The 24,236-nt window shown below is 42.0% G+C and carries 21 protein-coding genes; 10 read left to right on the forward strand and 11 right to left on the reverse strand.

What is annotated here, in order from left to right:
* Positions 1-29 precede the first annotated feature (29 nt).
* Entirely contained in the window at positions 30-536 is a 507-nt protein-coding gene (locus BW976_RS24615) for a hypothetical protein (RefSeq protein ID WP_076377546.1), read from the forward strand.
* Positions 537-780: 244 nt separating this feature from the next.
* Here the strand turns inward: BW976_RS24615 and BW976_RS24620 are convergent, their stop codons facing one another.
* From BW976_RS24620 to BW976_RS24635, 4 genes are all read right to left on the reverse strand, one after another.
* Positions 781-1,167 carry a hypothetical protein gene (locus BW976_RS24620; protein ID WP_076377596.1) on the reverse strand — a complete coding sequence of 129 codons (387 nt, stop codon included), beginning with the start codon at positions 1,165-1,167 and terminating at the stop codon, positions 781-783.
* Between the two features lie 80 nt (positions 1,168-1,247).
* On the reverse strand, positions 1,248-2,216 hold the full coding sequence (locus tag BW976_RS24625; RefSeq protein WP_076377548.1) for a hypothetical protein: 969 nt from the start codon (positions 2,214-2,216) through the stop codon (positions 1,248-1,250).
* A gap of 80 nt (positions 2,217-2,296) precedes the next feature.
* Positions 2,297-2,845 (reverse strand): hypothetical protein, encoded by a 549-nt coding sequence (locus BW976_RS24630; RefSeq protein ID WP_139332416.1) that lies wholly within the window; start codon positions 2,843-2,845, stop codon positions 2,297-2,299.
* Between the two features lie 158 nt (positions 2,846-3,003).
* Positions 3,004-3,774, reverse strand: coding sequence for a metallophosphoesterase family protein (locus BW976_RS24635; RefSeq protein WP_076377552.1), 771 nt, complete (start codon positions 3,772-3,774; stop codon positions 3,004-3,006).
* Between the two features lie 107 nt (positions 3,775-3,881).
* Here BW976_RS24635 and BW976_RS24640 point away from each other — a divergent pair, with 107 nt between their 5' ends.
* Positions 3,882-4,556 (forward strand): methyltransferase family protein, encoded by a 675-nt coding sequence (locus BW976_RS24640; RefSeq protein WP_076377554.1) that lies wholly within the window; start codon positions 3,882-3,884, stop codon positions 4,554-4,556.
* Positions 4,557-4,622: 66 nt separating this feature from the next.
* Here the strand turns inward: BW976_RS24640 and BW976_RS24645 are convergent, their stop codons facing one another.
* Entirely contained in the window at positions 4,623-5,477 is an 855-nt protein-coding gene (locus tag BW976_RS24645) for a 5'-nucleotidase, lipoprotein e(P4) family (protein WP_076377556.1), read from the reverse strand.
* A 45-nt stretch (positions 5,478-5,522) separates the two neighbouring features.
* Positions 5,523-6,068: a peptide-methionine (S)-S-oxide reductase MsrA gene (gene msrA, locus BW976_RS24650; protein ID WP_076377558.1), complete on the reverse strand. Its 546-nt coding sequence runs from the start codon at positions 6,066-6,068 to the stop codon at positions 5,523-5,525.
* Between the two features lie 112 nt (positions 6,069-6,180).
* On the opposite strand from msrA, the gene BW976_RS24655 reads away from it, so the two are divergent.
* Entirely contained in the window at positions 6,181-6,576 is a 396-nt protein-coding gene (locus BW976_RS24655) for a DoxX family membrane protein (RefSeq protein WP_076377598.1), read from the forward strand.
* A 50-nt stretch (positions 6,577-6,626) separates the two neighbouring features.
* On the opposite strand, the gene BW976_RS24660 is transcribed toward BW976_RS24655, so the two are convergent.
* Both BW976_RS24660 and BW976_RS24665 read right to left on the reverse strand, forming a co-directional pair.
* On the reverse strand, positions 6,627-8,963 hold the full coding sequence (locus BW976_RS24660) for a M1 family metallopeptidase (protein WP_076377560.1): 2,337 nt from the start codon (positions 8,961-8,963) through the stop codon (positions 6,627-6,629).
* Positions 8,960-9,550: a HupE/UreJ family protein gene (locus BW976_RS24665; RefSeq protein WP_076377562.1), complete on the reverse strand. Its 591-nt coding sequence runs from the start codon at positions 9,548-9,550 to the stop codon at positions 8,960-8,962. The genes BW976_RS24660 and BW976_RS24665 overlap by 4 nt, the downstream gene beginning before the upstream one ends.
* 68 nt (positions 9,551-9,618) lie before the next feature.
* Here BW976_RS24665 and BW976_RS24670 point away from each other — a divergent pair, with 68 nt between their 5' ends.
* Both BW976_RS24670 and galB read left to right on the forward strand, forming a co-directional pair.
* The gene (locus tag BW976_RS24670; RefSeq protein WP_076377564.1) at positions 9,619-10,095 is read left to right on the forward strand and encodes a DUF6702 family protein; all 477 of its coding nucleotides are present in this window, start codon (positions 9,619-9,621) and stop codon (positions 10,093-10,095) included.
* 135 nt (positions 10,096-10,230) lie between these two features.
* A complete protein-coding gene (galB, locus tag BW976_RS24675; RefSeq protein WP_084192341.1) occupies positions 10,231-12,657 on the forward strand; it encodes a beta-galactosidase GalB in 2,427 nt (808 codons plus the stop codon).
* Between the two features lie 133 nt (positions 12,658-12,790).
* Here galB and BW976_RS24680 read toward each other — a convergent pair whose 3' ends face one another.
* Positions 12,791-13,387 (reverse strand): HD domain-containing protein, encoded by a 597-nt coding sequence (locus BW976_RS24680; protein ID WP_076377568.1) that lies wholly within the window; start codon positions 13,385-13,387, stop codon positions 12,791-12,793.
* Positions 13,388-13,675: 288 nt separating this feature from the next.
* Between BW976_RS24680 and BW976_RS24685 the strand changes: the two genes are divergently transcribed.
* Positions 13,676-14,542 (forward strand): aldose 1-epimerase family protein, encoded by an 867-nt coding sequence (locus tag BW976_RS24685; protein WP_076377570.1) that lies wholly within the window; start codon positions 13,676-13,678, stop codon positions 14,540-14,542.
* A 100-nt stretch (positions 14,543-14,642) separates the two neighbouring features.
* The gene (locus BW976_RS24690) at positions 14,643-14,987 is read left to right on the forward strand and encodes a hypothetical protein (protein ID WP_076377572.1); all 345 of its coding nucleotides are present in this window, start codon (positions 14,643-14,645) and stop codon (positions 14,985-14,987) included.
* A 53-nt stretch (positions 14,988-15,040) separates the two neighbouring features.
* Here BW976_RS24690 and BW976_RS24695 read toward each other — a convergent pair whose 3' ends face one another.
* A complete protein-coding gene (locus BW976_RS24695; RefSeq protein ID WP_076377574.1) occupies positions 15,041-17,866 on the reverse strand; it encodes a DNA gyrase/topoisomerase IV subunit A in 2,826 nt (941 codons plus the stop codon).
* Between the two features lie 313 nt (positions 17,867-18,179).
* Positions 18,180-19,418, reverse strand: a complete 1,239-nt coding sequence (locus BW976_RS24700; RefSeq protein ID WP_076377576.1) for a hypothetical protein — start codon at positions 19,416-19,418, stop codon at positions 18,180-18,182.
* A 273-nt stretch (positions 19,419-19,691) separates the two neighbouring features.
* Between BW976_RS24700 and BW976_RS24705 the strand changes: the two genes are divergently transcribed.
* The 3 genes from BW976_RS24705 to nagB form a co-directional block, all read left to right on the forward strand.
* Positions 19,692-20,471, forward strand: a complete 780-nt coding sequence (locus tag BW976_RS24705) for an SDR family NAD(P)-dependent oxidoreductase (protein ID WP_076377600.1) — start codon at positions 19,692-19,694, stop codon at positions 20,469-20,471.
* Positions 20,472-20,985: 514 nt separating this feature from the next.
* On the forward strand, positions 20,986-21,792 hold the full coding sequence (locus tag BW976_RS24710) for a phytanoyl-CoA dioxygenase family protein (protein ID WP_076377578.1): 807 nt from the start codon (positions 20,986-20,988) through the stop codon (positions 21,790-21,792).
* Between the two features lie 648 nt (positions 21,793-22,440).
* On the forward strand, positions 22,441-24,236 hold a 1,796-nt coding region (nagB, locus tag BW976_RS24715; RefSeq protein ID WP_076377580.1), incomplete at its 3' end, for a glucosamine-6-phosphate deaminase.

Here is a 24,236-nt window from a genome sequence, read left to right on the forward strand (position 1 = left end):
TTTATACAATCATTTCTTTTCAAAAAACCATGCCTCTTAATTCTGATAACATATTTATTGAGACACAAAAATACGACGACCCCAGGTTAAAATATTTTGCAATTGCGCTAACTGCATTAGCTATTATCACTTTCCTCTACTTTATTACTGCTCCCTTACATACTGTTTCTAATGTTATAGGTTTTGAGGCCTTCTTTGGATTATGTGTCATGCTTATAGTTGATATGTATGTATTCTTTAAGAGCCTGTTCATAAAAATTGATGAGCATGGTATATCGCTAAAAGAAAAACCATCGAAAACCGAAATATTGTGCCATTGGGAAAATATTGATCAGATAATTTTTCGCTATTATAAATATGGTATCTGGGGAGTAAAAAGCAGTAGAAAACAAGGAATGGCTTATAATTTAAAAGGGAAAGTCGGTATTCAAATCATTTTCAAGAATGGTCAAAAATTACAGCTCGGGATACAAAATATGGAAGAGGCGAAATTGACAATTGAACATTATTTTAAACCAGAGAATTCTTACTCATAGTAAGTATTGCAGTGAGAACGCCACCCATATATTCATATATTAAATATCAGATTTGGCTAAAGCCTATAATTATTCCCTTACAATCCGTTGGTTAAAACCAACGGCAATGAAGGATAAATCCATTGGTCTTTATTCATTGCCGTCCTATTTATGGGACGGATAGCAGATTTGAAAATCAGGCTTCAGCCAAAATCTATTCTTCCGTACATCTATGGTAATACCCATCAACCACAGGTAATCTCCCCTATACCAGAGGAACCGACGTAAATACGCTATGATAATATTTACGATACGCATACCCCAAAAACAAGTTGATGGCCAGCATCATGATAACGAATGTGAGGCCGGGAGGCGACAAAAACACGTGAAATAAAAAGATATTTAAGGTTACGGGGGAAATAATGACCAGGAAAAAAGCTGTATAGCGGTTGATGAGCAAAAACGCTCCGCAGGTGATCTCCGTTATCTTCAGGAATTGAAAAAAATATCCGGATTTTAACAGTGCACCCTGAAACTCCCTGCCCGCTAAGGGCATAGCCGGGATCTTGATAAAATGAAAAAAGAAAGAAAGTCCGAACAACACATAAATGAGGCCAAGCAACGAGCGGCCAATAATTACAGCAATTTTCATATTAATAATGGTTATGATGTAAAATGTATTTTTAACAATTGCAAGCAAGGTTAAACAGCGTCATTTGTGACTCGTAAAATTTATTCAACAGTATTCCATACCGTACCTTGGCTATGCCTGGCCACTCTCAGAAACAGGATAGCTGTTACTACAATCAGCATAATTAATGCCGTACTCCGCAATGGGAATTCATCTTTTATCAGTTCTTCGATCAAGGGTAATGAATACGCTTTGAGAAGCGGTTCTTGTATCTCTGGCACAAAATAATTACCCGTTACAATACATGCCCATAATTCTGGCAACAGTACGATAAAAACAAAAGTTTTAGTAATTCCTTGTGGCCGCCACCAAAACATCGGTACTAATAAAAAAATGGGGAAAAATCCGGGAACTACATAAATGGACAAAAACTGTGCAATGGGCACCGAGGCACGGAAAGAAAGCCAGTCTGCTGGGCAAACAACGGTCCATATAGGATAGTTTATAAATTTTTCGACGCTATCAGCTCCAACTAAATAGAAAACCAGTGCAAAAACGCCAATAAATAATATACGGTTAAAAGGGTTAACATTTTTGAAATAGGCGTTTAATATAAAAAAGGCCAGAAAAGCTTGCAGCCAGGCCGGGATCACCTGGAAATATAAGCCTAAGGGTACAAGCCTGTTTTTTATTATCCCATCAAATCCTTTTGATACTAAATAAGGCTGAGCGGGCATCAACACAAAAAGAATGATGATAACTGCGCTGAAAGAGAAGAGTAAAGACGCCCAAAACATCCATCTAGGAATTGTTTTAGGTGTATAAAACCATAACGATGCCGTGCAAAGGCATAACAAAACTGCCGGAACATAATAGATAAGGACTACTTTCCTGCTAAAAACACCAAACACCTGTGTTACGTTTTCGTGGATGCGATCAAAAGATCTATAATCACAAAAATTGATCATCATAACCGCTCCTAAACAATAAAAGCACAGTATAGAATAAACAAGTAATAGCGCGGGGTTCTGCTGCTTTTTACCAACTGATTCTGCAATAATGATGTTCATTTATAATGGTAATATTGATGAGTTTAGCCAGATGATACCTATCCAAAAAGGGATTGAAATTAGTGATGGAGATTTGATGATTATAACACACGGTTGACTACGAAATGTCCGCTGATAATAGTGTATGTTTCGCCGGCGCTTTTTAACTTACCTTCAAAGGTTCCTTCAACAGTTCCTCCTTCCGGCCCGAACCTGGTGATGGTAATTGTTCCCGGTGTTTGATTTGGGGTAGTAAGCATGGGACTAAGGGTTTTATCTTTTCCGTTAGCCTGAACCTGTAAAACAAAATACACCTTTTTGTCCTCCCCTGGTTTAGCGTTGGTAATTGGATCATTGACTTTAGCCGTTCCTGTACCCGCATGGTTAAAGGCGATATTAAGCGCCCATTTCTGCGCGTCATCCTCCGTTTCAGCATCATCCACATATATTTTCAGGTAGCCTGGAGTAACTGCAAGGGCACCTTTCTGCGTTGACTCAGCATTAAAATTAAGGGTGATTAATTGATGATGAAAGACACCGCCATCAATAATATAGCTTACCTGGTTTTTCCCCACCTGGGCACTAACTGAGCATGAAATTGTTAACAGCACCATGAGTACTGCGAGTGGTTTGAATTTTCTTTTCATCATGAGATATCTCTTAAATAAGACAGAGATGCAAAAATCCAAACAAGCGGGCTGCGTATCAATCGCAGAAAACCATGATTTTATAGGTAGTTGCGGGTGAACAGATTTTGCCGGTGGCGAGATATTACAGAGCTTCTATTATATTAGTTTGATGTGGCTCTTTAGGCTTGTTTAAATAAAACGGTTTCTGGTTTTATCGAGTCTCCAACCATTTGAATCAGTAGATATCCGAACGAATTTTGATCTGTTGTAACTTTTGAGGATTCTTTTAGTATCTGGTAAGAACCGGCTACTGTTGAAATTTGTCTTATATTTTTTTCTATTGCCTCATCTGTCATGTGATAATGCCCGCAAATAATGGTGATATCCTTTGCCGAGTCAATCAGTATTTTTTTTAATTCTTCCCTTCCATTTAATACGGCTCCAATTTCATCTATGAGGGTATTAATTTTCAGAACAGGATGATGTATAAATAGTAAGATCTTTTTCGACGTATTTACTTGCCTGCCTAACCAGTCTAACTGCCCATTGCTTACTGAATTGGATGAGGAATCCAGGATAATATACTTCCGTTGATTGTCCTCATAGCTATAGTTCATTTCATCTTTACCATCAATTAAACTGTTGTTATAATGCTTTCCGACTTCGGCAAACGTATCATGGTTACCCAATACCATTAACAACTTTAATTGATACTTTTTAATCGCATCAAAAAACCACCAATTAGCATCCTTTGCGCCAATATCACCACCAAAAACAAACTCCTGAACTCCTCTTTTTTGCATGTCATTAAGAATTACTATAAAATTCTCTTTATGCTCATCGGGATTAGAAAGGTAGCCCATTTTACCATTTCCAATTCCATCCTCTATTTGCAGTTGCTGGCCGAGGTGAATATCTGTAACGTACGCAATTGTTTTTGTTGAAGTCATTGGTAAATATTTTATATTCAAATTAACATAGTATGTTTCCTTTCGCAAAACATTATGTTCACTGATATGTAATTTCAGAAAGCTGGAGTATTTAAATTCAGCATGTTATGAAGAGTAAAACGTTATTAACCGCCAAAGTATCTTTTATGTTGATGGTGTTTTATGCTGTTTTATGCTGCTGCTTGTTTATACCGGCAGGTACCATTAGGTTTTATAACGGATGGATTTATTTCGGAATATTTTTCTTCTGGGTAAATTTGCTTACTTTTTATTTTTTATCAAAAAACCCACAGCTTATAGAGCGCCGTACACAAGGCGAAAAAGAAAAAGTGCAACAAGTAATTCAATCCCTTAACGGACTCCTGTTTTTAGCTATGCTGATCATTCCGGGGATTGATTTCAGATACCGGTTCAGCTGCGTTCCATTGTGGCTGGTGGTTTTATCGGCCATTTTTGTTTCACTAGGATTTCTGATCGTATTTTTTGTTTTTAAACAGAACAGTTACCTGGCCAGTAATATAAAAGCATACCAAAACCAAACGGTGATTAGCACCGGGCTTTATTCTTTGGTACGCCACCCGATGTATAGCGGCGCTTATTTAATCATCCTGTTTGGCCCTTTAGTGTTAGATTCCTGGCTTGCATTACTACCCGCGTTTATGATGGGTGTATTGATCATTCTAAGAACATTGAACGAAGAAAAGGTTTTATCCAGGGATTTGAATGGCTATACGGCGTACTGCAAACAAGTAAGGTACAGGTATTTTCCCTGGGTTTGGTAATGTTTGCTACTCTCGAGACGGCCCCGATTATATTACCCTGCTTGTGATTGGTGTTATCACCAATCCTTACCTATCCGCCTTTACTTTAGCCCGGATAATGGAATCTTTTTGTGCGGGACTCAGTTTGTAATTATACTGGAACAACGCGCCTTCAAAATCACCGTATGATGGGTTGGGAATCACGATATAACGGCTGCCAAATTCTTTTTGCAGTTTTTGGGTTATCGCAGTACGATTTGCTTCAGTAGGGTGATTATCATACAGCATATCAAAATCGGGCAGATTATCGCCGCAAAGCAGCAATATCTCATGCGTTTTTAATACTTCCTGACGGCGTTCTTCTTTACTGGAATTGCCGTTCTTTAAAAACAAATGCTCATCGTTGGCATTGGGCATGGCGTATTTCTGCAGGTTGTACAGTGTGGCGCCACGCTCGTTTTCATTACGGTTGGTGATATAATAAATGGTGATGCCTTTTGATGCCGCGTATTTAAAAAAGGCTGGTGCGCCGGGCACGGTATCGGCCTGGGCTTTATCTGTCCACTGCTTCCAGGTTTTATCGCTATAGTCTTGATTTTTTAGGCCTTGTGCAGCATCGTATGGACTGTTATCTAACAAAGTTTCGTCAATATCGGTAACAATGGCCAGCGGTTTGGTGCTTACCTTCTTTACGCCTTCGTCTACCCGCTGTTTGGCAATGTTATATGCCTGAAAACACAAAGCCCTGTATTCCGCAGCTCTTTGCTGCCATAAGGATGCCCATATTTTACCATCATTAGTGATGGATGTATTAGCATTTGAACCAGCGATTATATTAGCCGCGGAGCTTGAAGTTGTATTGGTTTTGGTTACTTTTTTTGAAGATGAACAGGCATTTAAAAACAAAAAGGCCAATAAAAGATAAGAACAATGTTTTTTCATTATTAGGGACTAAAGTACCATCCGGCATGGCGGACTGATTAAATTTTATAAAAGTTCGGGCTTAATTTTATCCTTGAACTCCTTGGCAAATTTATTCAGTTTTGGCTGGATCACAAACGCGCAGTACGATTTATTAGGATTATCGTTAAAATAGTTCTGGTGATAATCCTCGGCCGAATAGAACTCACTGGCCGGGGTAATTTCAGTAACTATCGGATCATCAAATACATGCTCGTTGGTTAGTGTTTTAATCATGGCCTCTGATGCTTGTTTTTGCTCGTCGGTATAATAAAATATGGCCGAGCGGTATTGAGTGCCCACATCGTTACCCTGGCGATTGAGCGTGGTAGGATTATGCGTTTTGAAAAACACCAACAGTAATTCGTCGAGCGAAATTACATCGGCATCATACTCCAGGTGTATCACTTCGGCATGGCCGCTGGCACCGGTACAAACCTGCTCATAAGTAGGGTTTAAAACCTTGCCCCCCATATAACCGGATGTTACCGATGTTACACCCTTAAGTGATTGAAATACAGCCTCGGTGCACCAAAAGCAACCGTTGCCAAATGTTATTTTTTGTATGTTCATGCTATTTATAAACGAAGTTAATACTTGTTTGGTTTATGCTAATAATGGACTCTTTGAAAATGTCATTCAAATTACTAAATTAGTAATTACACATTCACTAAACCCTAAATTCATGAAAATTGCAGTATTAATTGCCCGCATTTTGCTGGGCCTCATCTTTGTTGTATTTGGTCTGAATTTCTTTTTCCATTTTTTACCAATAACCCCGCCGCCCATGTCGGCAAAAGCACAAGCCTTTAGTGGCGGTCTTTACGGCTCGGGTTATTTTTTTCAGTACATGAAAGTTATCGAAATAACAAGCGGACTCGCCATATTATTTAACCGGTATACCGCTTTTTTCCTGTTGATATTGTTCCCTGTTTCGGTAAACATTTTCCTGTACCATTCTATTTTGATGCCTTCCGGTGTACCCGTTGCAGCTGTTATTATCGTACTGCACCTGTTTTTGGCCTTTTCCTACCGTAAATATTATGCCAGCATATTTACCGCTGTGCCAACCGTATCATAAACCCTATAATAAACAAAAAGCCTCCCAACGTACATTGGGAGGCTTTTTGTTTATTGGCTCTTTTGGGCTTGCTGCATGGGGTTTGGCCCGGCAGTAACGCCTCTTGGCAAGCTTTGCTGTTTAAACAGTTCAAACCTCGATGGCTGGTATTCGCGCGGCCAGCTGTTATTGCTTTCGTCAATGTCGGCGGTTTCGCGGTATGGGTCAAGTTTGATGCCTTTTACTTCTTTGGTTTTGGCAAAAACCTTGGTGATCTTATTCTCATTTTTACGCCAGATGTAGGCCGATATTTTTTCAACCTCCTTGGTGCCGTCGGCATAGGTCCATTCGATAATTAAAGGGGTAACCAGGCCGCCCTTGTTGCTGAAGCTAACCTCATAGAAGTAGTTCTTGCTGTCGTACAGTTTCTTTTCGGCAGGACTGGCCGCGTTGTACATGGCCTGGTAGCTTTGTGTGGTAGCCGGTGTTGCCGCGAAACGATCCCATTTACTGTAAAAATCCTGTAAGGACGTATCAGCCTCTACCGCGAAACGCGTACCCCCTTCTTTATTACGGGTGGTGCTGATGTTTTCCAGGTTACGATCGTACTGTGCGCGATCGGCAGTACCTTCCACAGCCGGATTTTTGGTATTGAGGCGATAATATTTTACACTATCAATAGATACGTCAACGGGTTCAGTCCCGAAGAACCATCCGCGCCAGAACCAGTCCAGATCAACTGCCGAGGCATCTTCCATGGTACGGAAAAAATCAGCAGGCGTTGGATGTTTAAAGGCCCAGCGGTGTGCATAGGTTTTAAAGGCGTAGTCAAACAGTTCGCGGCCCATCACGGTTTCGCGCAGGATATTTAAAGCGGTTGCCGGTTTGGAGTAAGCGTTGGGGCCAAACATCACAATGTTCTCCGAGTTGGTCATAATAGGCTCTAACTGATCTTTAGGCATCTTCATGTAATCCACAATTTTATATGCCGGGCCGCGCTGCGACGGGTAACGGCTATCCCATTCCTGCTCGGCCATATACTGGCAAAAGGTATTCAAGCCCTCGTCCATCCACGTCCACTGGCGCTCGTCGGAATTCACGATCATTGGGAAAAAGTTATGCCCAACTTCGTGGATAATTACACCAATCATACCGTTTTTGGTAGCCTCGCTGTAAGTTCCATCCTTTTCGGCACGACCATAATTAAAACAGATCATCGGGTATTCCATACCGTTGGAGGCTTCTACAGAAATAGCCACCGGGTACGGATAAGGGAAGGTATGTTTCGAGTAAGTTTTCAAGGTGTGCGCTACCACTTTGGTGGAGTACTTGCGATAAAGCGGGTAAGCCTCCGGGCCGTAGTAGGACATAGCCATTACCTTTTTACCACCATCAATTTGCGTACTCATGGCATCCCAAACTATACGGCGTGATGATACCCAGGCAAAGTCACGCACGTTCTCGGCATGGAAGGTCCAGGTTTTGCGTGCCGTAGCATGATTTTTCATGGTCTGTTTTACCTCGTCCAGCGTAACTATTTCCTGCGGACTTGTAGCAGATTGCGCGGCATTCCAGCGTTTCAACTGCGCCGCGGTAAGTGTTTGCGCATAGTTGGAACATTGACCGGTACCACCTACAATATGATCGGCAGGTACATTCATGCTTACCTTAAAATCGCCAAAGGTTAAGGCAAACTCACCACGCCCGGTAAACTGTTTATTTTGCCAGCCCTGAAAATCGCTGTAAACAGCCATCCGCGGATACCACTGGGTCATGGTATACAGATAATTACCATCTTCTGGAAAGTATTCGTAACCGCCACGGCCGCCAATGGTTAAACGGTCTGATATATTATACCACCAGTTAATTTTAAAGCGGAATTTTTGTCCAGGCTGTAAAGTAACAGGTAACTCAATACGCATCATGGTTTGGTTAATGGTATAGTTGAGCGTAGTACCGTTTGCATCTTTTACACTTACAATGTGATTGCCCAGGTCAAGATCATGCCCTATAATGCCCTGCAACTGACGGATGGTCATTTTACTTTGCATTTTGCTCTCATCGAACTTGGCGCTTTCAGCATCCTTTTTATGTTCGTTCTCGTCCAGCTGCAGCCAGAGGTAAGTGAGCGGATCAGGCGAGTTGTTGGTATAAGTGATAGTTTCGTTGCCGTCTAAACGTTGCTTATCATCGTTAAGAGTAGCGTTGATCTCGTAATCGGCCTTTTGTTGCCAGTATTTTGGACCGGGAGCACCTGAGGCTGAGCGGTATTCATTTGGCGTAGAGATCATGGTGCCCAGCTGCTCAAAGCGATTCCCATGGTTAGAGCCGGGATTGTTATCATACTGAGCCCAAGCGGATGATGTTAATAGTGTACAGGAAAATAATGCGAAGTAAAATTTATTCATTTGAATTTTATGAGTAAAAAGCGTTCAATGCACATGATAAAAGCAATTCCAAATATAGCCGACGAGAGGAACATTGTCCACTCGCGCTGTGGTGTTTTAGCAAATTTGATCAATAAATAAGAGATAAGTAACGCAGATATTACAATTAATACCTGCCCAAACTCCAAACCCAGGTTAAAAGCGAACAGCTGTGCGGTAATATTACTGCTGCTGCCCAGCAAGCTTTTCAAGTAATTGGAAAAGCCCATACCGTGTATCAGCCCGAAAAAAAGCGCCAGCGTATAGTTAAGGCGCATGGTAGTTATCGTTCGCTTTTTGTTGAATACATTCACCAAACTGGTAAAAACTATGGTTACCGGTATCAGAAACTCAATAAGCGAGGTGTTGATATGAATGACATTTAAAACACTTAATGCCAGTGTGATAGAATGGCCAATAGTGAAGGCCGTAACCAGCACCAGTACCTTGCGCCAGTCGGCCAGTAAATAAGTTCCGCACAGTACGGTTACAAACAAAATATGGTCGTAGCCCGCCCAGTTACAGATGTGCTGCCACCCCAGCTCAAAGTATATAGAAAAATCAGTCATGTAGTCAAATTCGCAATTGCCAATAAAATTAACGTTTTTTGCGTAAAGCAAAACTATTTAACGCAATTATGTTGCAATTAATAATTATCAGCTGGCTCAGCTTCTTCCACCCGTTTTATGTAAGCGTTACCGAAATTAATCACAATGCCCACACCCAGGCTGTTGAGGTAAGTTGCCGCATATTTTATGACGACCTGGAACGTACGCTGGAGAAACAATACCACACCCATGTAGATATTGTAAAACCTGCTGATAAAAACAAAATGAACCAGTTGTTGAGTGACTATATTAAAAAACACCTGATCATTAAGGCCGATGGCAAACAACTCACGTTAAGTTACGTTGGCTATGAAATTCAGGAAGATGCCGCCTGGACCTATTTTGAGGTAAAGGGTATTAGTAAAGTAAAGAAATTTGAGGTACATGACGATCTGCTGTTCACTGAGCATCCCGAACAGATCAATATGCTGCATGTAACGGTAGGCGGTCAACGCAAAAGCACCAAACTAAGCAACCCGGAGAGCGACGCGGTTTTTGAGTTTTAACACCTCACTCCAACTCTCTCCTTTGGAGAGGAGTTAAAAAAATCCATTCTTCAAACTATAAAATAATTATCCGATTTCACTATTTCATAATTATTTATAATTTAGTGTCAAAAACACAATTAAAATATAATAATTATGCCTCCTTTAAAACTATCCTTATTAAAGCATGGTCTGCTTTGCATGGTAATGCTGATCTGTTTAAACAGCTTTGCACAACAAAGCCGGCAAACCATTGATTTTGATAAAGGCTGGCGATTTAATTTAGATGCCGTTAATAACGGACAGCTACCGGGCCTTAACGATGCCGGCTGGCGCTCATTAAACCTGCCGCATGACTGGAGCATTGAAGGGAAGTTTAGTAAAGACAACCCGGCCACACCAGAAGGCGGCGCGCTTCCGGGTGGCATAGGCTGGTACCGCAAAACATTTACAGTTCCGGCTGCATCAAAAAACCAACTGGTTTATATTGATTTTGACGGTGTTTATCAAAAAAGCGATGTTTGGATCAACGGGCACCACCTGGGTTTCAGACCCAATGGTTATATCTCATTCAGGTATGAGCTTACACCTTATTTAAACTTCGGCGGTAAAAATGTAATAGCAGTTAAGGTTGATAATTCGGTACAGCCCAATTCGCGCTGGTATTCGGGCTCGGGTATTTACCGAAATGTGTGGCTGGTTACCACCAATAAAGTAGCTATTGACCATTGGGGAACTTATATTACTACACCAGAGGTAAGCGATGCTTCGGCAACGGTAAATTTAAAGATCCAGGTGAAAAACAGGGCTGTTAAAAGGGAAGTTTTTACCATCAAAACATCTATTTATAACGCAGCGGGCAAGGTAGTATCTGCAGGAGGTTCCATTCCTTCCAAAACTGATTTACAGGACACCGTATTTGAAAACTCTATTGATATTACCGTTAAAAACCCTCATTTATGGTCGGTTAACCAGCCTTATTTATACAAGGTAGTAACACAGGTGATCAGCGGAAAAACAATAGTTGACACTTACACCACTCCCTTAGGTATCCGCTACTTTAATTTTGATGCTGATAAAGGCTTTAGCCTGAATGGCAAGCTGATGAAGATTCTGGGTGTATGTGATCATCATGACCTGGGTTCATTAGGCGCAGCCATCAATACCCGTGCGCTGGAACGCCAGCTGCAAATTTTAAAAGCAATGGGCTGTAACGGTATCCGGACATCGCATAATCCGCCGGCTCCTGAATTGCTTGATCTTTGTGATAAAATGGGATTTATTGTGATGGACGAAGCTTTTGACTGCTGGGAGTGGAAAAAAGAAAAATATGATTACCACCTGTTTTTTAAAGAGTGGCATAAACGTGACCTGGAAGATCAGATCCTGCGCGACCGTAACCACCCCAGCGTCATGATATGGAGCATCGGGAACGAAATACCACAGCAACACGATACTTCGGCCTTACGAATTGCCCCAGAACTGGCAAACATCGTACGCAAGCTTGATAACACCCGGCCTATCACCGCCGCTAACAACAATCCCGATACCAGCAATAAGATCATCAAATCCGGAGCTATCGACCTGGTGGGCTATAATTATCATGAAGGCGAGTATGCTAAATTTCATTCCAGATACCCAGGCAAAAAGTTCATCGCTACAGAAACTACTTCGGGTTTGGAAACCCGCGGATACTATGAAATGCCTTCGGACAGTATCCGGATATGGCCCGAGCGCTGGGACAAACCTTTTATCAGACCAGGCAACAATGTTTCGGCATTTGACAATGTACGACCACCATGGGGTTCCACCCACGAAGCCACCTGGAAAGTGATGAAGAAATATGATTTCCTTTCGGGTATGTTCATCTGGACTGGCTTTGATTACCTGGGTGAACCTACACCTTACAGCTGGCCATCGCGCAGCTCATACTTTGGTATAGTTGACCTGGCCGGTTTCCCTAAGGATGTTTATTATATGTACCAAAGCGAATGGACAGATAAGCCGGTGCTGCATATTTTCCCACACTGGAACTGGGAAGCCGGAAAAGCAGTTGACGTTTGGGCCTATTATAACCATGCCGATGAGGTGGAGCTTTTTCTGAACGGAAAATCATTAGGCATTAAAAAGAAAACCGGCGACGATCTGCATATTATGTGGCGGGTAAAATTTGAGCCCGGCACGTTAAAAGCCGTATCGCGCAAGGACGGTAAAGTTGTTTTAACCCGCGAAATTCATACTGCGGGTGCACCAGCCAAAATTGAATTATCAGCCGATCGTAAACTGATTGCTGCCGATGGGAAAGACTTGTCGTTCATCACCGTAAAAATCCTGGATAAGGATGGCAATGTTGTACCCGATGCCGACAATCTGGTTAACTTTAAAATTAATGGAGAAGCGGTAATTGCCAGTGTTGACAATGGAGATCCGGTTAGCCATGATTCTTTTAAAGTGAACTATCGTAAAGCGTTTCATGGTTTGGCTTTAGCTATTGTACAGGCAAAAGAAAAAGCCGGTGTCATCAACTTTACAGCTACATCAAATGGATTGCAAAGCGCATCGTTAGTGTTAACGAGTAAGTAAAAAACACCTCAACAGTTTAAACAATTTTGTCATATTTGAGCGTAGCGAAGCATCTATTCAACATCTTGTATGTTCGCGAATAGATCCTTCGCTACACTCAGGATGACAAATTAATGTGCTTAAGCGTTTCTTATTACTCTTCCTTTTTTAGAATCCCTTTTTCCACGCTTTCATCTATCAGCGCTTTGGCAAAATCCCAAAGGGTTTGCGAACCTTGTTGTATGATGCTTTTCTTTTGTACTACTTTATCGTAAGTAACATGGTGCTCTCGCCAGGAGCCCCCTTTATTAGATACATTTTGCAACAGCGGCTCCAGACGATCCATTGCGCGTGCGAATTTAGCTTCGGCGGTTTCACCGGCTTCAAATTCTTCCCATATGGCAGTAAATTCTTCGGCTTGTTCTGTTGGTAACAGACCAAAGATCCTCTCGGCTGCCTTGCGCTCGGCTTCGGTATTGGTATGGCTGATTATCGTATCGTACAAAAAAACATCACCTGCATCAATCTCTACCACATCATGTATCAGCAGCATTTTGATCACTTTAAGTGTGTCGACAGGTTCGTTGGAATGACCCGCCAAAACCATAGCCATAACTGCTAAGTGCCAGCTGTGCTCGGCGTCGTTCTCGTTTCTATCGCTGTTAAAAAGGCGGGTTTTACGCTGGATATATTTTACTTTGTCTATTTCGTGGATGAAAGCCACTTGCTGAAGGAGATGCTCAAAATTCATACGGTATGTTTAAGCATTGCAAATATATGCTTTTTATTGTAGCGACGCATTACATGCGTCTCCTGCTATACAGACCTGTACCTGACAACTGGGAGGACGCATGTAATGCGTCGCTACAAATACACCGATCATCGCAGAAAAAGAAACAGGATACGGTTTGTTTTGTTATTAGATTATAGCCTAAAAATTACGCATTTTTTGTACTATCCGGCACATCCTAATTCACAAAAATTGCTGTAACTTGCTTGCATATTAGTTAATTTTTCTAAAAATAATTGCCGTTGACGTATGACCGTATTAGAAAACGAGTTTCTCAAAGTAGCCATCGATTTGAAAGGCGCGCAGCTCAGTTCATTTTATAACAAACAAACGGGCATTGAGCACCTTTGGCAAGCCAATCCTGATATTTGGCCCTGGCACTCACCCAATCTTTTCCCGATTGTGGGCGGCCTGATCAACAACCAATTACTGGTTGAGGGACAGGCATATGAAATGGCCCGGCATGGTTTTGCAAGGCAATCAGAATTTATTTTGCTGGAAGCCGATGAAGTATCAGCAAGTTTCTCGCTTCCTTACTGCGAAAAAAAACTACTGGTATATCCCTATAAATTTGATTACCAGGTTTTATATACGCTCATCGATAATTCACTAAGGATAACGCATAAGGTGATCAATCTGGATAAAAAGACCATCTACTTTTCGGTTGGCGGCCATCCTGCTTTTAATGTACCGTTTTTTAAAGGCGAAAATTATGAGGATTATTACCTTGAATTTGAAACCGACGAGCACCTGGAAGCCAACATGCTATCGGCCGATGGCTTTTTTACCGGCGAAACTCACCCGGTAGCCACACCCGGCAATAAACTTCACTTAACCCGTCACTTGTTTGATGCCGATGCACTTGTTTTTAAGCAACTCAACTCCCGGATGGTGAGTATCAAAAGCAAAAAGCATGATCAGTCTGTTTCAGTAGAATTTCCACACTATAATTATTTAGGTGTTTGGGCTAAGCCAGGTGCTGATTTTGTGTGTATTGAACCCTGGCTGGGTTGTGCCGATACGCAGGATCATCATGTAAACATCAACAAAAAAGAGGCTATACAAACCTTGCACGCGGGTCATGTTTTTGAAGCACCCTATTTTATCAGTTTTTAAGCCGGATTTTTGTAATTAAAAGAGGGAAGCAGTAAAACATTTTTGCTGCTTTTTTTATTTTACAATAATTAAACACAACACGCTATTAAAACTAACCAACATGAAAAAGAAAATTTATCTTATCGCCCTGACTATGCTGCTTTCTGTCGCGGCATTTAACAGCTACGCATCCACCGCTACAGACGGTGCTTTAACTATATTGAGTAAGGAACAAATAGCCAGTATGACTACTGAACAAAAAGAAGCCCGTGTTGAAGAGATCAAAGCCCGGGTAAATGAAATTAAAGCTATGGATAAATCGGAGCTTACCAAACAGGATAAAAAAGAGCTTCGTACCGAATTGAAAGGCTTAAAACATGAAGCTAATGCCTTAGGCGGCGGGGGTATTTATTTATCAGTAGGTGCTATTATCATCATCATTTTAGTATTGATCCTGATTCTGTAACCCGTACATAAAAAACAAAATCCTCCTGCTTATAACAGGAGGATTTTTTATGCCTAAAATAATCCTAACTGCCCTTTATCATCTAACTGGATGTCATCCGGGTTGGTGATCTCGAAGTCTACTTTTTTATGAACTTCTTTGGGTTGATCTTCAGATGGTTCCGGTTCTTTAGCCTCAGGTTCTGCCGGTTCCTGTTTTGAAACCGTCGGTTGTATTGTAGGTGTCTGCGGTTTAGCTTGGGGTTGTGTAATTTCTTTTTCTACCTGTTCAGGCTCATCATCTGATAACTGATCAACAACGGATTCCCCTGCATCTATTTCTTTATCCAGCTCAGTTTCCGGTTCTTCAGTATCAACAGACTCATCAGCACTTTCGCTATCGGCTATTAGTTCAACTGATTTTACCGGGAATTGCGACAGGCGGTTACCCATGGCCTTCATGCCTTTTACATCAATCAGTTCGGCCAGGTTTATTTCAAGTGTTTCGGGTGTTTGCTCTTTACCCTTCAGCTGTACTACACTTACCAGCGGCGACTCTTTAGCCATTAGTATCAGTTTTGATCCAGCTTCTTCACTGATGATACTTACCTGTTTGCCTAAGGCGACATGCTCAAACGAGAAACGCTTTACCATATAGTTTTTCGATTTGCCATCCAGATGGATCACCGAATAAACTTTCTTAGGGTCATACTTTTCAATCAGGATCATCTTGTCATCAAAATGATTATTCAGATCAAAACTGGTCAATTCATATACGCCACTGCTCAGTACGTTCAATATACGATCATCGCCATCAAACTCGCCCAGGTATTTACCGCGGCTATCGGCATTCAGGCGTTTCAGAATGTCGTCATACCAGATCTTACGGCCGGCCAATGTTGATACGCCTTTGCTCTTAAGCAGGATCTTTTTAACCGGGTATTTGGTGATGATATTACCCATAGAACCACGGCCTTTGATAGCCAGAACAGCAAAGTCCTCATCAAACTGCAACTTCTTTAGTTTGGAATGAGGTTTTAGCTGCACGTTCACCACTTCGGCCTCGCCGTTAGGGTTAGCGCTAAAATATAGCACTCTAGTACCCTTGGTGCCTTTGGTGAGGTCATATTCTTTATCGCGGGTTACGCCCACAACTGAGAAACGTTTAATATAGCTGATACCACTTGTACCATCCTTATAGATCATGTTGTACACGGTACGCTCGTCATTCTTTTTAAATACAGCCACGTGTATGATCTCTTTACCCACAAAAACCTTGTCCTGCACTTTAGTGATCATGCAACGCCCATCGGCACGGAAAACAATGATCTCATCAATATCCGAGCAATCACCAACTAGTTCATCCTTTTTGAGACCCGAACCTATAAAACCGTCCTCACGATTAACGTATAGCTTTACGTTAGCTAATGCTACCTGGGCGGCTTCTACCTTATCAAAGGTGCGCAGCTCGGTTTTACGTTCCCTATCCTTACCATATTTTTCCTTGAGTTTTTCAAACCAGGCAATGGTATAATCGGTAAGGTGCTTGAGGTGATGTTTTACCTGTTTGATCTCGTTCTCCAGCGTTTTCATCAGCTCATCCGCCTTTTTAACGTCAAAGCGGGTGATGCTGCTCATGGGTTTATCGATCAGTTTTTTATAATCCTCGGGTAATATCTCCCGGTAAAACTGCGGGAAGAAAGGTTCAAACAAACGGTTCAACACCTCTAATACAGCTTCAAAATTACCTGAGTTTTCATATTCGGGATTTTTGTACATCCCCTCCTGTATAAATATTTTGAGTAAGGAGCTAAAGAAGATACGCTCCATCAATTCTTTCAACCTGATCTCCAGCTCCTGCTTCAGCAACTCTTTAGTAAAAAAAGTGCTTTCGCTGAGCATATCATTTACGCTCATGAACCGGGGCTTATCATTCTGAATAACGCAGGTATTGGGCGATATAGATACTTCGCAATCTGTAAAAGCATACAGCGCGTCGATAGTTACATCGGGCGAAATACCGGGCGCCAGGTGTATCATGATCTCGACATGCTGGGCGGTATTATCCTCAATTTTCTTAATCTTGATCTTACCCTTATCATTGGCCGATATCACACTATCAATGAGGCTGCCGGTAGTGGTGGAGAAGGGAATCTCGGTAATGGCCAGTGTTTTTTTATCCCGCTCTACAATTTTAGCACGCACACGGATCTTGCCACCGCGCTGTCCCTCGTTATATAAAGAAGCATCGGCCATACCACCTGTCGGGAAATCTGGCAGCAGGTTGGGCCGTTCGCCTTTCAATACGGCAATAGACGCGTCAATCAGTTCAATAAAATTATGCGGTAATATTTTAGTGGCCAAACCTACCGCGATACCTTCGGCGCCCTGTGCCAGCAGCAAAGGAAACTTTACCGGCAGCGTAATAGGCTCTTTGTTACGCCCATCATAACTGGCCTGCCAAACGGTAGTATCAGCATTAAAAACAACATCAAGTGCGAATTTGGATAAACGCGCCTCAATATAACGCGGTGCCGCAGCCGAGTCGCCAGTTACCGGGTCGCCCCAGTTACCCTGGCAATCAATCAGCAGGTTCTTTTGCCCTATCTGCACCATGGCATCGCCAATAGAAGCATCACCATGCGGATGATACTTCATGGTATTACCTATTACGTTGGCGGCCTTGTTAAAACGCCCATCGTCCATTTCTTTCAGGGAGTGCAGTATCCGGCGTTGTACGGGTTTTAACCCATCATTGATATGCGGAACGGCACGGTCGAGAATTACGTAAGAAGCATAATCCAGAAACCAGTTTTCGTATAACCCGTCGAGTGAGGTAACATTATGTAATTTTTGTTTATTGCTTTCGGGGATATCGTTTTGATTCAGATCTTCACTCATTATATGCTAAAAAACTTTTGGATGGGTAAAGATAAAAAATTATGCGTGGATGTGCCGACGACGGATTTGCACATTTTATATTTTGTTAACAAAGGTGCCTATAAACTGAAAGATTGGAGATAAAAAACGCGTCATTGCGAGGCACGAAGCAATCTCTACACAGGCAGGCAATTTTGTTAAAAAGTGGGTTTACATGGTTTACACTTTTTATGGTTAACATTGAGTCAATCAATTGATTATCAATAAATTAATTAATTTTATTGATGAAATATGTAAACCATGTTTTTATAAGCCCGTAACTACCCATATTATTTTATTTGTCTTGATTCTTGGCTCTAATCTCTTGGCTCTCTAACTGCACTAAATCATTACAAATAAATAAACCATATCTATTGTCTGTATTCAATACCTTGCCTTCCAGTACACTTTGCCCGGCGCTGGCTGGGTTATTGCCGCTGCCCAGGGGCCAGCTACCTTTGGTGTACAGGATACTGATACCCGCTGTACTTGCCAGGCTAAGTCCAAAATCGGTGCAGTTATTTTTGTTGAGGTTGTAATTTTTCTGATCGTATTGTTTAATTACTTTGAGGATCCTTTTAAATCTTCGTTCGGATATGAATTTACCCACAGTCTCGTCCCAGCCATGCTGTTCGTCATTTTTAAAAACGGAAGCCGTTGTCGGGAACAATGGTGTGGCCGATAAAAAATGCTCTTTTTTTGGATAAAATCCGAACGACCGGGACACCGATGTTGAATCGGCGTTATACTTAATAAGTGTTATAAAGGTATGCCCTACCTTACTTAGCTTCACAAATATTCTTCGTTTACCCGATACAGGTTGGGAGATATGGATCAGCATCGCGTAAGCCGAAGCTTTTTTACCGTCGTCAAAAGGATCAATGATATTGGCCAATCGCACCGGTGGTGATTTTACTTCACGGCTTGTATGTTCATAGCTATTGGAATCGGCGATGATCATCTGTTCATCAGCTTGGTTAATAGCCAACAAACCTGCTACTGATGCATCGCTCAGCAAATTCGCCCGCAAAAAAATGGATTTGCCTTCTGGTATATAAGAACTATCCACTGCCACGGAGTCTGTCAAATGAGCGCCGACATGTTCATCCTCCACCTGCAAGGTCTTAAAATAACACTTCATCGCCAGCGAATACATCCGGAGCCGGGCAAATATGTTGGCCATATGGTAGTAAAATTTATGGCTGCGCTTTTTATCGCTGGTTATCGCTTCTAATTGATTGGATTTTAGGAGGCTGGCAATAGGCCGGGCGTCATGTTTTTTTCCGTAAACATCAAGATCAGCTACTTTTTGCAGATAATTATCTTCATCAATGTCGGCAGCGTTTAGGGTGTTATCTGCAGCGATATCGGGCTTCTTAAAGGCATTGGCCGCAATGGCCCTGTTATGCCCTCCGCTCGAATCTACCCGTAACTGGGCATACCTAACTGCCGGGGCATCCTGTGCGTAAAGAGGCGCTTTTAGCGACAGTAATAAGATGGCACTATATCCTATCCATCGTAATAATGCTTTCATTTAATTGCGGTTTGGTTGAACAAAACGGTTATTAAAAACAAAAGCCTTTCATAAAAACTGAAAGGCTCAACAACAAATATTGATCTGTATTATATGCGCTGCCTTTACAATAACCGGGTGCTACAACAATTAACGTTGTATACAGAGTTAATGATATGAGCAGCATTTGTAATCATATGGATACAAACATACAAATTAGTCTACAAATTTAGTAGTCATTTTATAAAAGAAATTTGTACACTTGTTATGGATAGCATTTTAGGGGGTTATAATATGAATACTTACGCTTTAATTACCGGGGCCAGCAAAGGCATAGGCCGGGCTTTAGCCTTACAGTTGGCTAAAAAAGGTTACCCTGTTTTACTGGTGGCCCGTTCCAAAGATGAACTGCAAGCATTGGCAACCGAAATAATAACTACCTATCAGGTACAGGCCCGGTGGCTCGCCATCGACCTGTCTGATACCCAGGCTCCGGAACAGGTTTTAAAATGGTGTACCGATAATTCATACCAAGTATCTGTGCTGGTCAATAATGCAGGTTATGGACTATGGGGCAGTTTTGAAAAGGTAGATATCGATGGGCAACTCAATATGATCACCTTAAATATCAACGCACTGGTAAAATTAACGCATAGGTTTATACCCCTGCTAAAGCAACAATCTCAGGCTTATATTTTAAATGTGGGCAGTACAGCAGCCTACCAGGCTGTGCCCACGCTGGCGGTGTATTCGGCAACCAAAGCTTTTGTACTGTCATTTACCAGGGCTTTGAGGTATGAGCTCAGAGATTCTGTCATTTCAGTGAGTTGCCTTAGCCCCGGCCCCACCGATACCGGTTTTGCCCATCGTGCTGGTCTGGATGCCATGGCCGATCTTGCCGCTAAGTTTAATATGCAACCTGAGGAAGTTGCCATAATAGGATTAAAAGGTATGTTCCGTAAAAAGGCAGAAATTGTGCCCGGATTTTTGAACAAAATTTCGGTAATAGGAGCCCGGCACCTGCCTAAGGCCCTTATTGAAAAAATAGGCGGTGATTTGTATAAGAGTAAGTAAAATCGTTGTCGCGCAATGTCGCGCACAGACATTCCTACGTGACAAAGAAATCAAGTTGTCATTCTGAGCGGAGCGAAGAATCTATTATTGAACTTTGCAGGTAGCAGAGCAGATTCTTCGCTCCGCTCAGAATGACAAAAAAGAAAATACCCTCTTTGCCGCAAAGCGGAAGAGAGGGTCGCCCAGCGAAGCGTAGGCGGGGTGAGTCGACACCACGCGACAAATAAATTACGCTCAATAGGCACATTCAAAAAAATATTTCATAATTATTTGTTTTTCCCAAATCACTTGCTACATTTGCAATGTATATTAAATCTATAGATATTATATATTAAATAATTGACAACAAAAAATTCACATATAACCAACGCATGTTACATGCGAATGCCTTTCCCCAAAAAGGTAATGGTTTGTTGTTGTTGATCTTTTTCATCCCGCTACATACTACAAAACAATTACCAGCTACCACATAGCCGGGGATTTCCACACCATTTTTACTATTTACAATTTCAACATGAGTACCGTATATAAAAAATTCACCTTAGGCGATAAACTTACGCCCGAACAGCACAACTTTTTTAATGAGCATGGTTTTATTCATTTCAAAAAATTCATTAACCCCGAAACCGTGCAGTCAATTACCAGGGCATCCGAGCAGGTGCAGGAACAGTGGATAAAAAATGAGGTAACCAAGGTTAACGGTGTACCTATAAAATATGGCAAGGACTTGAACGGCGATACTATTGTACAGCGTTTTGCTTTTATCAACCAGCACCACCCCGTGTTTTCTGAGTTTATACAGGATCCCCGCTTTAACACTTTACTTGACATTATTGGCTCCGAAGCCCGATTTGGGACCGATGAAAAAGACGGCATGGTATTGAATCATTATGTAAACAGCGAACAAAGCAACTTTACCAAGATGGGCTGGCATACGGATGGGCTGCGCGATATTTTCCACGGGCAAAAATTAAACCCGATGCTGAATGTGGGCATCCACCTGAGTACGCTGAAACCTGAAAATGGGGGGTTACGGATATTACCTGGCACTCATAAACAAGGACTTTACCAGATGCTTTTTAAAAAGAAATATTTCCTGGATCATGATGCGGATGAAAATGAGCTGGCCATTACACCCGAAGCTGGTGACCTGACCATTCATGACGGTCGATTGTGGCACCGGGTAGCGCAATCATCAGTCATTGGCGAAGCCAGTAGGCGCAGGGTAATTTATGTACCCATTATTGCAGGTAAATATGCACCCAAAGATGCTAACAGCCCTACTGTGTTTTATCAAAAATTTGCCGGTTTAGTTAAGTAACCAGATGCTTATACTTTTATTGTTCGGTTATTTGGCACGCACAGGTAAGCTTGTCCCGGCGCAAAACGCATTCATGAAATTAAAATACTATTATAAAGGCAGGCGAGCTGCTTTTGTACGTGTATTCAATTAATGCGAAATATTAGAAAGGAAATAATAATTATAATTTAATCTACTAAATACATAGATTTAATAGAATTAATATTATATTTGTAACAGAAAGTTTATAAATGGTGGTTCATTTAATATAACAAGCAGGCGCTGGTTCGGCAGCAAACGGATGGGTTCGACTCCCTCCCCTGCATCTCTCTTCTCTCATATTTATGTTTTATAATTGGTTAATTAGAGTTCCTGCCCATCAGGAGCTCTTTTTTATTTTAGCCCCTGATGATTATTTAATAATTTGATAAAATGAATTTTACTTATTAAAAAAATTTAAAAAGTGTTTGAAATTAAAAATTAGTTTTATTAAGTTTGTAACAATAATGTACAGCATGTTATTCAACGGAATTTACGTGAACCTCATGTCGGTGAGGTTTAAAAGGTTTTGTTAATTGGTTTGATAAAAATCCTCGTTTCGGCGGGGGTTTTTTGTATAGTGACTTTTTTTATTCATCATATAACTAAAACACAGGTTCTTAGAAAATTATGGCCCGATTAAATTTATTGGAAGAGACCCGGTACGAGAAGCTGCCGGTAAGCGTTTATGGTACACAGCAACAAGCCTCAGTAGCAGTGGCGGCACGCATTGCTAAACTAATCCGTGATAAACAAAGTAAGGGCGAAAAAACCGTACTGGGTTTGGCTACCGGTGTTACCCCTATCCGCGTGTATGCCGAACTGATTCGTTTACACCAGGAAGATGGCCTGTCTTTCCGTGACGTGATCACTTTCAATCTCGATGAGTATTATCCCATGAAACCCGATGCAGCCCAAAGCTATGTCACTTTCATGTATGAGAACCTTTTCAGCCATGTAGATATTGATAAAGCTAATGTGCATATCCCAGACGGTACGCTGGATAAAGATGATGTGGTGGCTTTTTGTTTAAATTATGAGCGCCAGATCGAAGAACTGGGTGGTTTGGACCTACAGATCCTGGGTATCGGTCGTACCGGTCACATCGGTTTTAACGAGCCGGGTTCGGCTCCTAACTCGGGTACCCGTCTGGTAACCCTGGACGACCTGACCCGCAGTGATGCTGCCCGTGATTTTGGTGGTAAAGCCAATGTACCTACCAAAGCCATCACCATGGGGATCGGTACTATTTTTAAAGCCCGCGAGATTATCCTGATGGCCTGGAGCAAGAAAAAAGCGCCTATCATCAAGAAAGCCGTGGAAGGTGAAATATCAGGTGAGGTTCCGGCTACTTACCTGCAATTGTCTGACCATGTAGAGTTTGTACTGGATGAAGCTGCCGCTTCTGAACTCACCCGTTTTGATACGCCATGGTTGGTGAAAGATTGTTCATGGGAGGATAATGTATTGAAGAAAAAAGCGGTGATCTGGTTAGCGGATACCATTGGCAAACCGGTATTGAAACTCACCGAAGAAGATTACAACAACCATGGCATGGCACAGCTGGCTGTGGAGCAGGGACCGGTATATAACATCAATATTGATATTTTTAACCAGATCCAACATACCATTACCGGATGGCCGGGTGGCAAGCCGGATGCCGATGATTCACAGCGTCCGGAGCGGGCTTTGCCTGCCAAAAAGCGGTCGATCATTTTTTCTCCGCACCCGGATGATGATGTGATCTCTATGGGCGGTACTTTTATCCGCCTGGTTGATCAGGGGCATGATGTACATGTGGCTTACCAAACTTCGGGTAATACCGCCGTTTGGGATGATGATGTATTACGTTATATGGAATTTGCTATTGATTTTACCAACAGCATTGGGGAAGACAGTGGTCACCTGCATCAATTATATGAAGAGATGCGGGCTTTTTTCCCGAATAAACAACCCAACCAGATCGATACGCAGGAGATCCGCAATGTGAAAGGTTTCATTCGTAAGACCGAGGCGATCTCGGGTGCCCGTTACGCGGGTTTACCGGATGATCATATCCATTTTATGGCTTTGCCTTTTTACGAAACCGGTAAGACCAAGAAAAATGCCGTGGGCGAGGAAGATATCCTGCTGACCATTGAACTGTTACAAAAAGTAAAACCACAGCAGATCTTTGCTGCCGGTGATTTTGCTGATCCGAATGGTACGCATTTGGTTTGTTTTAACATTATCCTGGCTGCTTTGGATCGTCTGAAGGCGACTGAAGCCTGGGTTAAGGATTGCTGGTTATGGATGTACCGCGGCGCCTGGCATGAGTTTGAAACTTATGAAATTGAAATGGCCGTGCCTTTGTCACCCCAGGAGGTGATCCGCAAGCGGAATGCTATCTTTAAACATCAGTCCCAAAAAGACCGCCCCGTTTTCCC

Origin of the sequence: Mucilaginibacter lappiensis (genome assembly GCF_900155965.1) — a bacterium.
In the GTDB taxonomy this organism is placed as follows: domain Bacteria; phylum Bacteroidota; class Bacteroidia; order Sphingobacteriales; family Sphingobacteriaceae; genus Mucilaginibacter; species Mucilaginibacter lappiensis.

Coding starts and splice junctions, on each gene's coding strand:
- BW976_RS24620 (WP_076377596.1), bottom strand. CDS start 1,167: ATGAAAATTGCTGTAATTATTGGCCGCTCGTTGCTTGGCCTCATTTAT.
- BW976_RS24670 (WP_076377564.1), top strand. CDS start 9,619: ATGTTGCAATTAATAATTATCAGCTGGCTCAGCTTCTTCCACCCGTTT.
- msrA (WP_076377558.1), bottom strand. CDS start 6,068: ATGAACATACAAAAAATAACATTTGGCAACGGTTGCTTTTGGTGCACC.
- BW976_RS24700 (WP_076377576.1), bottom strand. CDS start 19,418: ATGAAAGCATTATTACGATGGATAGGATATAGTGCCATCTTATTACTG.
- BW976_RS24630 (WP_139332416.1), bottom strand. CDS start 2,845: ATGATGAAAAGAAAATTCAAACCACTCGCAGTACTCATGGTGCTGTTA.
- BW976_RS24695 (WP_076377574.1), bottom strand. CDS start 17,866: ATGAGTGAAGATCTGAATCAAAACGATATCCCCGAAAGCAATAAACAA.
- BW976_RS24625 (WP_076377548.1), bottom strand. CDS start 2,216: ATGAACATCATTATTGCAGAATCAGTTGGTAAAAAGCAGCAGAACCCC.
- BW976_RS24645 (WP_076377556.1), bottom strand. CDS start 5,477: ATGAAAAAACATTGTTCTTATCTTTTATTGGCCTTTTTGTTTTTAAAT.
- BW976_RS24635 (WP_076377552.1), bottom strand. CDS start 3,774: ATGACTTCAACAAAAACAATTGCGTACGTTACAGATATTCACCTCGGC.
- BW976_RS24665 (WP_076377562.1), bottom strand. CDS start 9,550: ATGACTGATTTTTCTATATACTTTGAGCTGGGGTGGCAGCACATCTGT.
- BW976_RS24615 (WP_076377546.1), top strand. CDS start 30: ATGCCTCTTAATTCTGATAACATATTTATTGAGACACAAAAATACGAC.
- BW976_RS24660 (WP_076377560.1), bottom strand. CDS start 8,963: ATGAATAAATTTTACTTCGCATTATTTTCCTGTACACTATTAACATCA.
- BW976_RS24680 (WP_076377568.1), bottom strand. CDS start 13,387: ATGAATTTTGAGCATCTCCTTCAGCAAGTGGCTTTCATCCACGAAATA.
- BW976_RS24685 (WP_076377570.1), top strand. CDS start 13,676: ATGACCGTATTAGAAAACGAGTTTCTCAAAGTAGCCATCGATTTGAAA.
- BW976_RS24640 (WP_076377554.1), top strand. CDS start 3,882: ATGAAGAGTAAAACGTTATTAACCGCCAAAGTATCTTTTATGTTGATG.
- BW976_RS24690 (WP_076377572.1), top strand. CDS start 14,643: ATGAAAAAGAAAATTTATCTTATCGCCCTGACTATGCTGCTTTCTGTC.
- BW976_RS24705 (WP_076377600.1), top strand. CDS start 19,692: ATGAATACTTACGCTTTAATTACCGGGGCCAGCAAAGGCATAGGCCGG.
- BW976_RS24710 (WP_076377578.1), top strand. CDS start 20,986: ATGAGTACCGTATATAAAAAATTCACCTTAGGCGATAAACTTACGCCC.
- BW976_RS24655 (WP_076377598.1), top strand. CDS start 6,181: ATGAAAATTGCAGTATTAATTGCCCGCATTTTGCTGGGCCTCATCTTT.
- galB (WP_084192341.1), top strand. CDS start 10,231: ATGCCTCCTTTAAAACTATCCTTATTAAAGCATGGTCTGCTTTGCATG.